Raw genomic sequence first — 12,944 nt, forward strand, 5'->3', positions numbered from 1 at the left:
TTATGGTATTTGCGTAGGTTGTCGTTCCTCCCTTTAGCCAAGGTGAGAAGCATTGCTTCGCAAGAGGAGGGATTCAAAAATCAAGCTTTTAATTCGGCATATTCAGCCAATGTGGCCCCAAAGGTAATTTAGGTAATTCAAACTGGGCCGGATAATCCGCATGAATAAAATACAGGCCATCTGCGGGAGCCGTCACGCCTGCAGCTTTGCGGTCTTCGGCAGCGAAAATAGTATCAATATGATCAGCAGCATACATGCCCTGACCAATTTCCAGGAGACAGCCCATAATATTGCGGACCATATGGTGCAGGAAGCCATCAGCCTGAATGTCCAGCACCAGATATTGACCATGCCGGATCAGACGGCAATGGCTGACATGGCGCACGGGTTGATTGGACTGGCAGGCTGCGGCACGGAAGCTTTCAAAATTATGCGTGCCTTCAAACTTTTTTGCGGCCCGCATCATCTGTTCGACATCGAGGGGGGCATAGACATGGGTGACCTGTTTATGCAGCAATGCCGGGCGTACCGGATGATTGTAGACCACATAGCGATAGCGGCGAGCCTGTGCCTTAAAGCGGGCATGGAAGCTGTGATCCATTTCCTTGATCCACTGGATCGAGATATCTTTGGGTAACTGGCTATTGCAGCCCATCAGCCAGCCACGTTCGGAACGGATGGCATCGGTATCAAAATGTGCCACCATATTGGTGGCATGTACCCCCGCATCGGTACGTCCGGCACCATGTAAGCTAATTGCTTGATCCGCAACTTTGCTCAGCACTTTTTCAATGGTTTCCTGCACACTTGCAACACCCGGCTGTTGAGTCTGCCATCCCCGATAATGCATCCCACAAAACTCAATTCCCACCGCAAAACGCTGCATAATGACCTCAAAACCTTATTGATCGTACCAATGACGATGCCACTGCTCTACAGTGTCGTATTGTAAATACATTTTCAGGGCTTTTGCATACAGATCCGCATGGCCATGACTTTCATTTAACAGAATTTTGCAGTGATTGACCCATTCTGCAATGGCATAGCGCTGATCTGTCGTACCAAAAGGCACTTGTGTGGTCAGCACAGAGATACAGCCTCGCTCATACAGCTGGTCAATAAGTTCAATCACGGCCTGATTGACTGCCAGATTACCGGTGCCAAAACCCTGTAGAAATAAAAAATGTGGGGGGCGGGCCAATATATTGTTCAGGTTATTGACTTGCTGGCTCAGATCAACCGGTTGCATCATGATACTCATGCAGTTAAATGCAGCGGCTTTACCAATGTCTTTGGCTTCAACTGTATAGCAGTGTTGACTGGTTTGTATATTGATATTGGCCTCAAGACCTGAAAACGCATTTAACTCGGTGGTATGCTGTTTCAGTGCAGTCTGGGCATGCAGCAGTTGCTGATGAAAAGCCAGATAGACCCCAGCGGAACAGAGGCTGATAGAATCCAGGGCGAATCTCAGATTATCCAGAGCATCACTAAATTCACGCTGTTCAGTGCCTTGAGCGTTCAATAGCGGATACTGGCTGCCAGTCAGCACCACATGTGCCGAGTTGCCAATAAAGTGTGCCAGTACCGCACTGGCATAACTCAGCGTATCTGTACCATGAATAATCACAAAATGTTTCAGCTGTTGCGATTGCAGTTCTTGAATAAACTGCACCAATTGCAGCCAGTCTGTGGCTGTACAGGCGCTACTGTCTTTAATGCTGGGTGCACGGTGGCATTCAACGAAATACTGGTCTGCGAGTAGCCGTTCCAGTTCTGGAATGAATAAATCCGCAGCCATGGGGGCAAGTGGATCTCCGACACAACCGAAGGTGCCCCCCATATAAATTAATGCAATATTTTTCATCATAAAAAAAGCAGCCAACCTTGGACTGCTTTAGTGTAAATCGAAATCTATTAAGATGCGATTTGATTCAGTAACTGCTCAGCCCGCTGCTGCTGCTCGGCCGTATATTCAGCTTCGCGCTCAGCAATGATTTCACGTGCAGCAGCATAGGCACCGAGCTGGATATATTGCTGGGCAAGATCCAGATTAAGGCTGGCCTCATTGGCATCCAGTAATTCCGGAAACGATTGTACCAGTGGATCATGCTGGTCTGTTGTGCTGTGAACCGGTGTCGCAGGAGTGTCGAAATTGACACCTGTCGCAGCAGGAGCTGTTTCTATATGATCTAATTTAAAGTCCAGATCTGAAGAAAGATTGGTAGATGCCGTCGATTCGGTAATAGGCGTAGCAGCAGAAAGGTTAGACAGATCAAACTCAATGGCTGGTTCTGGAGTTTTTTCAGCGACAGGCGCTGGTGTCTCTATCGAAAATGAGAAATCTAAAGGCTGGATTTCTTCACTAGCAGCAGGTGCTGTTTCTACTGGAGCAGCCTGCTCTAGATCCAGTTTGAAATCTAAAACCGGTGCTGTTTCGGTTGCTGCTGTAGGCGTAGTTTCAAGAACAGTCGATGAGGTCTCCTGAAATTCAAAATCTACAGAAGGCGCAGCAGCTGCCGGAGTTTCTTCGGCTTTTGGTGCAGCTACCGAAGTAGTTGTCGGTTCAAAATTAAATTCAAGCGGCTGAATATCAACTACAGGTTCCGCAGCCGCAACCGGTTTGCTGGGCTGAAAATCCTGCTGCAATTGTTCGAATGCCAATTCATTTGACGGGGCGGGAGCAACAAGGTCAGCAAAAGCATCTGCAGATGAAGCAGTTTCCTGTGCGGGAGCGGTTTTAGGCTGGGCACTTGGGAAATCAATGGTATCTTGAACAGCAGATAAAGATTTTTCGAATTCACGCTGTTTTGCTTCAGCTTTTTCCAGAATATCATCTAAATGTAAAGAACGGATATGGTTGAGCAGCTGTGAAATCGCAAATTCATCTTTTTGTAAGATATGAATATCCAGTAACAGCAGATAAAGTTCATGCTGGGAATTATCCCGATTCAGAGCCTGATTAATCTGTGCTTCGGCTGCAAAAAAATTACGTTCCTGAATCAGGCCTTCAATTTTTTTACGCGTTTCTGCTGACAGTGCAGTTGCAGCCTTTTTCTCGACAACGCTTGATTGAACCACCTTGGTTTTTTGTGGGGTAACTTTGACAGCTGAGCCTGGTTTTTTGGATTTGAGCGTTTTTGTTTTTGCTTTATCCGATTCTTGAGCATCTTGTCGTTTTTTGACCACCACCAAAACGATGATCAATATCACCAATGGAATCACATAAATCAGCATGTTATTACCCCTTGAGGATCGAGTGGGTTCAATGTTCACTCATCCTAAAAATCATCATATGTAACTTTTTAATTAACTGGCTTCTTATCTGCCTGTTGGGCTTTAAGCTGTTGTTGCAGCTGGGCCAGACGAGCATTTAATAATTGAATTCTGTGATCCTTATGATTGAGTGCCAGTTCTAGTTCGGTTACGTTTCTCTGTAATTTAACGGTTTTTTCTCGGGCTGTCATAACTTTTAATGACAATTCCTTCGAGGTTTGATTGTGTTCTGTGTTCTGGTTTGCAGAAAGCTGTCCGGAATCGTGCTGGTTCTCAGCAACCAGACTCATTTCAGCCTGATTCAGACGGTATTTGGTTTTGGCAGCAGGCTGAGAAGCGGTTTGTAGCTGTTTGGCCGCAGTGACCTTGACCGGTGTAGTTGCCGTACTTATCGCACCCAGATTCAGCGCTGCACCTTTACGTAAACGATTGGCATTTCCTCCAATAAAGGCGTGCGCATTGTCCTGCTTGATTTGCTGCATTACATCATTGATCGGACGCTGCTGTTCTGCGGCAATTCGTGAGGCAATTCCCCAGAGTGACTCATTGGACTGAACCACATAAGTCGGTTGAGCTTGAGTTGAGGCGCTTTTGGCTGGTGCCGCTTTTGTGCTGAGCGGAGCTGGAGTCTGCACTGGAGCAGTCGAGTCAGCCGCCAGTCGGGCCTGTTGCTCGGCAAACTTTTTCACCAGTGGATCACTCGAAACAGGTTGAGGTTCAGAACCCGTCTTAGCGGGTTGTTGTATCGGTGCCTTGTTTTTTTCTGAAGCCGTTTGTTCTGCGGGGATCCTGCTCGCTGGCGCATTTGCAGATACAGACTGTGCCGGCTCTGGCTTTACTGTAGCAGCAGGCGAGGATGGAACCAGTTGAGCAGTATAATGTGTTGCATCTGGAGTAGCCGATGTTGCATTTTTAACCGCAGCTTGAGTATTGCTGGTAGCGACAGGATCACTTTTAGCCACAGCAGCGCCAGATTGCACCTGAGCCGCCGGAGTTGATGTCGATATAGCCGGTGCAAGTGCCGCTTTGGGAATTGAACTGCCAGACAAGCTTGGAGGACTCACACGTTGCACGGCCAGTGGTTTTTCCACAACCGGCTGCTTGTTTAACGCTGCTGGAGAGCTGTTGTAATGTGTGCTCACTGGCAGGTTTAACGCAATATCTTTTTCACTGACCACGACCACTGGTGCAAGTGGACGTTCATTCTGCTTTAGACTGGCTTTCAATAAATCGGTTTTCGCTTGCAACGGTGTCCGGATATGTTGCAAGCGTGCAGCATTGCCTTCCTTGATTTTGACAATGATATTCAGTTCCCGATCAGTAATCGGGCGAGAAGAGGTAATGGTAATCACCCCGGTACCATTACTGCTACGACGGGTAAAAAAGTTCAGATGACCAGGCGGTTGATGTGATGCACCCATCGAGAGTAAATCTTCAGGTGAGGCCAGACTGACTTCAATCGGCAGATTCATATCAGATTGCCGAAAGGTCATTTCCGCATACAGTAATTCACCAGGCGCAGACTGGATCTGGACCGGATCTACATTAATCGCATGAATATTCTGTGAAGCAACAATGGCTAAAATGGCAAGTTTTAATTTGTTATATACAGTCATCTTAATCGTGAGCTCAGTCATTATCGCATAGCGAAAATTATAGATTAACGGGATGTTTGTTTTTTGTAAAATACTTACGCAATAGTTACATAAAAAAGCCGATCAATAAAGATCGGCTTCTGGTTTTAGCTCTATCTCGGGATATTAGACATTTTTATAGTCAATCAGGATGCGCAGCATACGGCGTAAGGGTTCAGCCGCACCCCAAAGCAACTGGTCACCTACAGTGAATGCACCCAGGTATTCTTTACCCATGTTGAGTTTGCGCAGACGACCGACAGGTACAGATAAAGTACCGGTAACCGCCACAGGCGTAAGATCAGTCATTGAGGCTTCACGGGTATTCGGAACCACTTTAGACCAGTCGTTGGCATTGCCGATAATGTCTTCGATTTCATCTAAAGGTACGTCTTTACGTAACTTCAAGGTCAATGCCTGAGAGTGGCAGCGCATTGCGCCAATACGGACACAGTGACCATCAATCGGGACGATCTGCTGGTTGCCCAGAATCTTGTTGGTTTCAACCTGACCTTTCCATTCTTCTTTCGACTGGCCGCTTTCCAGCTGCTTGTCGATATATGGAATCAGTGATCCTGCCAAAGGCACACCGAAGTTGCTCGACGGGAAGCCTTCACCACGTTGCAGTTCCGCAATTCTAGAATCGATGTCCAGAATTGGAGAGCGTGGATCATCTAGCAACTCTTTGGTATTGTTATATAAATAACCCATACCACTGATCAGTTCACGCATATTTTGCGCACCGGCACCAGAAGCAGCCTGATAAGTCATAGACGTTGCCCATTCCACCAGATTGTTCTGGAACAGACCGCCAAGACCCATTAACATCAAGGAAACTGTACAGTTACCACCGACAAAAGTTTTGGTGCCTTTGACCAAACTGTCTTTGATCACATGCATGTTCACCGGGTCAAGCACGATGATGGCTTCATCATCCATACGCAAGGTCGATGCAGCATCGATCCAGTAACCTTTCCAGCCTTCCGCTTTCAGTTTCGGAAAAACCTCAGAGGTATAGTCGCCACCTTGACAGGTAATAATGACATCCATCTGCTTCAGACTGTTAATGTCTGATGCATCCATAAGTGCTGGGGCAGTCTTACCGCCAAATGCTGGCGCTTCACCACCGGCATTACTGGTAGAAAAATAGAATGGCTCGAAATGAGCAAAATCATTCTCTTCAACCATACGTTGCATCAGGACGGAACCCACCATCCCGCGCCAACCGACCAGACCTACTTTCATGCCACTTTGCCTCGGTGCGTTAAAAATTCAAAAGGGATTCGAGTGTATCAAAAAGGGACTCAACTGCAAGAGCTACACAATCAAAACATCAATATTCTTGAGAGAAATATCTGCTTTATGATACATACAAAATTGATAACGTTATTTTTCTTTCAGAAAAAATAATAACTTAATGAAGAGCGCGCTTTATGATATGGGTGATCCAAATTGTGGCAATTATTGTCATTTGGTTAAGTTTCTGGTCACTGATCCCACGGGATGAATGGTGGATTAGAGGTGCGGATTTTCCACGCTTACAAATTCTGGTATTGGGGTTTATTGCCTTTGTACTGTTTCTGATTCTGGAACATCCCTGGACTTTCTTTAATCAGCTGATTTTCGTGGCTTTGCTGGCGGCTTTGGCCTATCAATTGAAAATGGTATTGCCTTATACATTTATCTGGAAAAAACAGGTCAAGCAGGTCAAACAGGATCAGCTGGATCCGCAGCGCCAAATTTCCTTGATTGTCTCGAACGTGCTGACCAGCAACAGCAAATACCATCTGCTCATTGAGCAGATCCAGACCCATCAGCCAGATCTGGTGCTCACCCTGGAAACCGATCAGACCTGGCAAAATGAACTGTCGGTGATTGAAAAAGATTATCCGTACCGTGTGCCTGTGCCGCTCGACAATCTGTATGGCATGCACCTGTATAGCAAGCTAGAACTTCGCAATACCCAGGTCAAGTTCATTTTAAGTGACGAGATTCCATCAATTCATACCACGGTGATATTGCGCTCGGGCCAGCCGGTGCAGCTTTACTGCCTGCACCCGAAACCGCCGAGCCCGACCGAGGCCAAAGATTCGACTTTACGTGATGCAGAACTGTTAATTGTCGGGGATCAAATCAAGGATCTAGATGAAAGCTGTATCGTCATGGGGGATCTGAATGACGTGGCCTGGTCTCGTACCACACGGTTGTTTCAGCGCATTAGCGGGCTGCTCGATCCGCGTGTCGGGCGTCATTATGTCAATACCTTTCATGCCGATTATCCTTTTTTCCGCTGGTCGCTCGATCACGTATTTCATAGCACCGATTTTGCCCTAGTTCATATGGAACGTCTGCCGCATGTAGGCTCTGATCATTTTCCGGTGTTTCTGGTTCTACAAACCGGTCGTGTATTCGAGCATATTCAGGAAGAGCTAGAGCAAACCGATCAGGATGAGCAGGAAGCCCAAGAGGCCATAGAAGAGGGGATTCAAAAAGCAGAGCAAGAGGAAAAAATGGTGACAGACGAGATTGCTGTGGCCTATAAAGAAGGCGGCAAAATCTCTTAACTTTTTAAAAGAAAAGTGTAAGAGATTGCTTACAACAGTTTGCGTTTCTTGCGGATGGTCAGCTGTCTGGAATTGACGTACTCTAGCCTTATCAGCACAGGGAGTCGAGAAAGGATATTCTCATAAGGAAGACGAAGCTGAATGAAAACATCATGGATATGATGCTGAAAGGGAAATCACAAAAATAGAACTAATTATAATAGATGAAAGCACAACCTCATTAACCCGGGCTTTACAGGATGTAGAGCCCGGGTTAAATTATTTCCAGTGTCTTTTTTTTAATAATATTTAATTGATTTTTAAAATAATTTTTGAATTTAAAACCGTATTTTAAAGTGCCAGGTTGAAGGATGATTGAGTCATGTATTGCCTGGATTGACGCTTGAGTCGAAGCTTGAACGGTCGCTCTTTCAATCCAGTGCTAAACAGTTTTAGTAAATCTCTTTATAACCTTCAGGACGTGTTTTAAAACGGCGGTGGAACCACATATATTGAGTGGGCGCAATGCGGAGCTGCTGTTCAATAATCAGATTGACGCGAGTGGCATCTTCAACTTCATCATCACTTGGAAAATTCTCGAGTGCGGGTTCAATCAGTACATGGTAGCGTGGATTTTTGATATCGCCATGACGATAGAAATATAACGGAATCGCAGCCGCCTTGGTCATTTTCAGTAAACGACGATGTGCTGTAACCGTCGCTGCTGGCACGCCAAAGAACGGAGCCATCACACCCTGTTTTAAACCATAATCCTGATCCGGACTGTACCAGATGGCATGACCATTTTTCAGATTGCGTACCAGGCCGCGCATATCATCATGATCAATCTGATGGGCATAAATCGTGGCGCGACAACGGTAAATCAGCATGTCCAGAAGCGGATTGTTTTGCGGGCGATAGACCACGTCCGGATCAAAATATTGTGCACACAGATAACCGCCAGCATCCAGCAAGGTCGAATGCGTGCCTAATAACAGCATGCCTTGGCCTGCGGCTTGTGCTTGCTGAATATATTCTAGTCCTTCAATACTGACGCGGCCCTGAAACCATTTCGGGCTATACCAGGCATTTAAAGTCTCAAAAACCCCCAGCATTTGATCGATAAACACCTGACGCGCATTCTCCTGTATCTGCTCGGCAGACCATTCCGGGAAACAGACCTCCAGATTGCGCAAAGTGGTTTCACGGCGCGATGGCAAGTATTTAAACGAAAGATTGCCCAGCAGGTGTGCCAGACGATACTGCACTGCCCAGGGTAAGATCGCCAGAATCATCAGAACAATAATGCCCAACCAGTTGCCCCAGTATCGAGGTAACAGGAATGACCACTGAAATTCACCGGGCTTATATTCTGGCTGAGTACTCATAGAAGGATAGGGGGATAAAAGATTAAGTGCAGTCTAACAGAGAAGATTATTGAAATAAAAAAGCATCTGTACGAATACAGATGCTGGAGTAAATACTTGTGGAATATTTAGCCGTTACTCATATTGTCCAGTTCTTCCCAGCGCTCTAGCTTTTCCAGTAACTGCTCGTCAATATCTGATAAACGCTTAGACAGTTGCATCGCTTTAGCATTGTCTGAAACAAACAGTGAACCATCGGCCAGTTGTGCATTGATTTCAGCCTGTTCTTTTTCCAGCGCTTCCATTTCAGCCGGAAGCTGCTCGAGTGCGCGCTGGTCTTTATAGCTCAGTTTGGCTTTCTTGACAGCCACTGGTGCGGCTTCAGCTTCTGCTTTGGCCATGGCTTTTTTCACGGCACTTTTTTGATCAACCACGGTTTGATCCGGACGCTGTTCAAGATAATCCTGATAGCCACCGACATATTCGTCGATATTGCCTTTACCATCAAAGACCCAGGTCGATGTCACCACGTTATCCATAAAGGCACGGTCATGTGAGATCAACAACAAAGTGCCTTTGTAGCCACCGAGCATTTCTTCCAGTAACTCCAGGGTCACCATATCCAGATCGTTGGTTGGCTCATCCATCACAATCAGGTTCGATGGTTTGAGTAACAGTTTCGCCAGCAAGATACGGTTACGTTCACCACCAGACAAGGCTTTGACCGGGGTGCGGGCACGTTCTGGCGAGAACAGGAAGTCCTGTAAATAGCTATAGATATGACGACGGTTGCCGTTGACATCGACGTGGTCAGAACCTTCAGAAACGTTATCTTTAACCGATTTTTCCAGATCCAGCGCATTACGTAACTGGTCGAAATAGGCCACTTCAAGCTGTGTACCGGTTTTCACTGTACCGCCATGCTCAAGCTCGCCCAGAATGGCTTTAATCAGTGTGGTTTTACCGACACCGTTATCACCGACCAGACCAATACGGTCGCCACGCAAGACCAGTGCCGAGAAATTGTTGATAATCGGTGCATTGTCACCGAATTTGACACTCAGGTTCTCAATCTCAAACACCAGTTTGCCAGAACGGTTGGCATCCTGGGTCGCCATCGCCACTTTACCTTGTTGCGAACGACGTGCCTTAGACTCTTCACGGAGTGCCTTCAGGGCGCGGACACGGCCTTCGTTACGGGTACGACGTGCTTTGATGCCCTGACGGATCCAGACTTCTTCTTCCGCCAGTTTTTTATCAAACAGCGCATTCTGCTTTTCTTCAGCTTCCATTTGCTGGGCTTTCAGATCCAGATAACGTGAATAGTTACCTTCATAACTGCGCAGTTGACCACGATCCAGTTCCACAATACGGGTAGCAATGCTATCGACAAAGGCACGGTCATGCGAAATGAACAGCAGGGTCAGGTTGTTTTGATCAAGCAGGAATTTTTCCAGCCATTCGATACTTTCAACATCCAGATGGTTAGTCGGTTCATCAAGTAATAAAACATCTGGCTGCGTCAGCAAGGCACGTGCCAGCAGCACACGACGCTTACGACCACCGGATAAATCGGCCAGATCCGCATCCGGGTCCAGACCCATTTTGCTTAAAATTGAGTTGACCTTGGTTTCCAGCGCCCAGCCATCCAGCTGGTCCATTTTGTGCTGCAGGTTGCCCATGCGATCACAGGCTTCCATGTCACCCAGTACACAGGCTTCACTGGCTGCATGATAGGCACGCAACACTTCCGAAGCTTCACCAGCACCATCGGCCACGATGTCAGCAACTTTGCCGGAATCCATCGGTACATCTTGGGCCAGCATCGAAATCGTGATGCCATTTTGTAATGAAACTTCACCGGAATCGGGTAGTAAACTTCCTTCGATCAGCTTAAGTAAGGTAGACTTACCCTCACCATTACGGCCAATCAAACACACTCGTTCGCCGCGCTCCAAGTTAAAATTCGCGCCGTTGAGCAGGGCGGGTCCACCAAACGCGAGTTGGACATCCCTAAGGGTAATATAGGCCATAATGTTTCCTGAAATCCCAAATGAGGACTTTAAATGACTAAACAACAAAATCTAAATGATCAGGCGTCATTTTCCGCACCCATTGAAGATTTGCAAGTACGAATTGCATTTTTAGACGATTTAGTTGAACAGTTGAATGATCAGGTGGCCAAACAAACCCTGGAAATTGCTGATCTTAAAAAGCAAATGATGCTGTTATATCAACGTGTTGAGTCTTCAGATCTGTCTGAAGGGGTTGCAGATTTTGATCCGGTTGCGGATCGTCCACCGCATTATTAATTTGCAAGCAATGATTTAAGAAAACCCTTACATAAGTTAAGGGTTTTTTATTGCCACAACTTTTTCAACGATAATTCGATGCCTGTAATCAGCTTTTAGCCGTAATGCTCACGATTTTTGACCAGCTTTTCGCAACAGCAAACAGGTGTGCTTCAGTCAGATTAAAACCGGTCACATCTGCCACAATCTGAATATTCATCAGGAAATTATTTGACCTTTCACTCACTTCCTACTCTAATACTTGCTTTCAGGTACATTTCAGAAGCTTGCCTCATGCATCCAAAAGTTGTTCTACTCGACCTCGAAAATAATTTTCCGACTGCCAAGTTACTGCGTGAAATTGTGGCGCATTATTCCAGCCTGTATCTGTTTAATTGTGCCGGAACATTTGAATTTTCATTAGAAGATTTAACCGAACTTGCCGGCTGGATTAGCAGTGGACAGATCATTATTCTGGATACACCTGAAGCGCCACAGAAAGAATATGAATATGCAGTGATCGTGGGGCAACTGATGGCGCTCCTGGAGCCGGGAACCGAAGTTGAACTGATCTCGGCAATGGACAGCAGCCACATGTTGCAACAGATGCTACAGGCTTCCGATATTGCATGTAGCCTGATTCAGATTCAGCCGGATGACGTCTCCGCTTCGGCAACCCAGGCTAAATTTCAGATTCCGAGTCTGGATGCAATTCGCAACAAACCGGCTTTGCAATTGGTGAAAAAATACTGTGATGCTTTAGGAAAAATGAATGGCAAGCCAAATACTCTTGAAAGCTTGAAAAACTCGGTAGCCAATATTCTGCAAGTGATGCCGGTGAAGGCTCAGCATCTGGTCGGCATGCTGATTAACCTGAAAATTGTCAAGCGTTATGACGAGCAGATCAGCTTCCGCAAAAAAGTCCTGAAGCAATGGCTGCAGCTCGATCTGGAGGAACAGGTCGCGGTGGAAAACCCGAAGCTGGATCAGGTCATTTCCCAGTTAAAGGTAGAAGAAGCGGCCGCCGAAACACCGCAATCTCCGATCCAGTCAGCCCAGCAAGACCTGTTTAAAAACTTTAACCGGATTGATCCGGTACAGCTGGAGGTGGCGCGTAAACTGCGTGAACTTCAGGGCGACAAACCCAAAGATATTTATGAATTACGTGATTTACTGGAACAGCTATTTCCAAAATCGGATATCCGGCTGTTGCTAAAAGAGCTGATCGAGAAAGGTTATATTTACTGGAATGGTCACGAAGTTTTATATAGTCATGAAATGTTCTTGAATTAATTTTATCGTGCAAACTTGCGTTTTATATTGTGCTTATGCAACTCTAATAATAGAACATAAAGGTTGAACTATGGAAAACACTGGAATTTGGGTGGCGGTGGTCATCATCATTTTCGTCCTGGGGTCGATTTTCGGCTTACGTGTCAGCCCGCGAGAAAAAGCACTGGGCATAATGCGTGACAAAGCCCGAAAAATGGGCCTGCATCCACGCTTGGTGGTGGCACCCGACTGGACCAAAATTCCCAAAGCCACTGAAAGTCGTGCCAGTATGGTTGCGTACTACAGTGTACTGATGCCAGAGGCACGTTTACCCTTGATGCGTGCCCGTGTTGTCGAGAATAAACTCGAAATTGTGCAGGGTGATGAGAAATTTAAAGATTTTCCCATTGCATTAAAGGGCATTTATGCTATTGATATGCAGGCCAACTGTGTCGGATTGTATTGGGATGAACATGCTGATTTAAGAGCAGCCCAACTCGACGATATCAAAGCACTATTACATGCTTTGGCTGAACTTTAATTTAGAAATAAACAGGATTA

General features: G+C 46.2%; 11 protein-coding genes. 4 read left to right on the top strand and 7 right to left on the bottom strand.

Annotated elements, in window-relative coordinates; all coding sequences use genetic code 11:
• Positions 1-88: 88 nt before the first annotated feature.
• From truA to asd, 5 genes are all read right to left on the bottom strand, one after another.
• Positions 89-886, bottom strand: coding sequence for a tRNA pseudouridine(38-40) synthase TruA (gene truA, locus AC3IT7_RS01735; protein ID WP_475654112.1), 798 nt, complete (start codon positions 884-886; stop codon positions 89-91).
• A 15-nt stretch (positions 887-901) separates the two neighbouring features.
• Positions 902-1,870 carry an asparaginase domain-containing protein gene (locus AC3IT7_RS01740; protein WP_489249179.1) on the bottom strand — a complete coding sequence of 323 codons (969 nt, stop codon included), beginning with the start codon at positions 1,868-1,870 and terminating at the stop codon, positions 902-904.
• A 47-nt stretch (positions 1,871-1,917) separates the two neighbouring features.
• On the bottom strand, positions 1,918-3,237 hold the full coding sequence (locus AC3IT7_RS01745; protein ID WP_489249180.1) for a fimbrial protein FimV: 1,320 nt from the start codon (positions 3,235-3,237) through the stop codon (positions 1,918-1,920).
• Between the two features lie 68 nt (positions 3,238-3,305).
• A complete protein-coding gene (locus AC3IT7_RS01750) occupies positions 3,306-4,913 on the bottom strand; it encodes a type IV pilus assembly protein FimV (protein ID WP_489249181.1) in 1,608 nt (535 codons plus the stop codon).
• A 123-nt stretch (positions 4,914-5,036) separates the two neighbouring features.
• On the bottom strand, positions 5,037-6,155 hold the full coding sequence (gene asd, locus AC3IT7_RS01755) for an aspartate-semialdehyde dehydrogenase (RefSeq protein ID WP_489249182.1): 1,119 nt from the start codon (positions 6,153-6,155) through the stop codon (positions 5,037-5,039).
• Positions 6,156-6,343: 188 nt separating this feature from the next.
• On the opposite strand from asd, the gene AC3IT7_RS01760 reads away from it, so the two are divergent.
• Positions 6,344-7,474, top strand: a complete 1,131-nt coding sequence (locus AC3IT7_RS01760; protein ID WP_489249183.1) for an endonuclease/exonuclease/phosphatase family protein — start codon at positions 6,344-6,346, stop codon at positions 7,472-7,474.
• Positions 7,475-7,905: 431 nt separating this feature from the next.
• On the opposite strand, the gene AC3IT7_RS01765 is transcribed toward AC3IT7_RS01760, so the two are convergent.
• Together AC3IT7_RS01765 and AC3IT7_RS01770 are read right to left on the bottom strand one after the other, a co-directional pair.
• Positions 7,906-8,841, bottom strand: a complete 936-nt coding sequence (locus AC3IT7_RS01765) for an LpxL/LpxP family acyltransferase (protein ID WP_489249184.1) — start codon at positions 8,839-8,841, stop codon at positions 7,906-7,908.
• Positions 8,842-8,948: 107 nt separating this feature from the next.
• Entirely contained in the window at positions 8,949-10,853 is a 1,905-nt protein-coding gene (locus AC3IT7_RS01770) for an ATP-binding cassette domain-containing protein (RefSeq protein ID WP_489249185.1), read from the bottom strand.
• 33 nt (positions 10,854-10,886) lie between these two features.
• On the opposite strand from AC3IT7_RS01770, the gene AC3IT7_RS01775 reads away from it, so the two are divergent.
• From AC3IT7_RS01775 to AC3IT7_RS01785, 3 genes are all read left to right on the top strand, one after another.
• Complete coding sequence (locus tag AC3IT7_RS01775) at positions 10,887-11,132, top strand: SlyX family protein (protein ID WP_475653590.1); 246 nt, start codon at positions 10,887-10,889, stop codon at positions 11,130-11,132.
• A 273-nt stretch (positions 11,133-11,405) separates the two neighbouring features.
• The gene (locus AC3IT7_RS01780) at positions 11,406-12,404 is read left to right on the top strand and encodes a hypothetical protein (RefSeq protein ID WP_489249186.1); all 999 of its coding nucleotides are present in this window, start codon (positions 11,406-11,408) and stop codon (positions 12,402-12,404) included.
• A 70-nt stretch (positions 12,405-12,474) separates the two neighbouring features.
• Positions 12,475-12,924, top strand: coding sequence for an ammonium transporter (locus AC3IT7_RS01785; protein ID WP_475653593.1), 450 nt, complete (start codon positions 12,475-12,477; stop codon positions 12,922-12,924).
• The last annotated feature ends 20 nt before the right edge of the window (positions 12,925-12,944 follow it).

The organism is Acinetobacter sp. KH_038 (assembly GCF_057839405.1).

Coding starts and splice junctions, on each gene's coding strand:
- AC3IT7_RS01765 (WP_489249184.1), bottom strand. CDS start 8,841: ATGAGTACTCAGCCAGAATATAAGCCCGGTGAATTTCAGTGGTCATTC.
- AC3IT7_RS01770 (WP_489249185.1), bottom strand. CDS start 10,853: ATGGCCTATATTACCCTTAGGGATGTCCAACTCGCGTTTGGTGGACCC.
- asd (WP_489249182.1), bottom strand. CDS start 6,155: ATGAAAGTAGGTCTGGTCGGTTGGCGCGGGATGGTGGGTTCCGTCCTG.
- AC3IT7_RS01775 (WP_475653590.1), top strand. CDS start 10,887: ATGACTAAACAACAAAATCTAAATGATCAGGCGTCATTTTCCGCACCC.
- AC3IT7_RS01745 (WP_489249180.1), bottom strand. CDS start 3,237: ATGCTGATTTATGTGATTCCATTGGTGATATTGATCATCGTTTTGGTG.
- truA (WP_475654112.1), bottom strand. CDS start 886: ATGCAGCGTTTTGCGGTGGGAATTGAGTTTTGTGGGATGCATTATCGG.
- AC3IT7_RS01760 (WP_489249183.1), top strand. CDS start 6,344: ATGATATGGGTGATCCAAATTGTGGCAATTATTGTCATTTGGTTAAGT.
- AC3IT7_RS01740 (WP_489249179.1), bottom strand. CDS start 1,870: ATGATGAAAAATATTGCATTAATTTATATGGGGGGCACCTTCGGTTGT.
- AC3IT7_RS01780 (WP_489249186.1), top strand. CDS start 11,406: ATGCATCCAAAAGTTGTTCTACTCGACCTCGAAAATAATTTTCCGACT.
- AC3IT7_RS01750 (WP_489249181.1), bottom strand. CDS start 4,913: ATGACTGAGCTCACGATTAAGATGACTGTATATAACAAATTAAAACTT.
- AC3IT7_RS01785 (WP_475653593.1), top strand. CDS start 12,475: ATGGAAAACACTGGAATTTGGGTGGCGGTGGTCATCATCATTTTCGTC.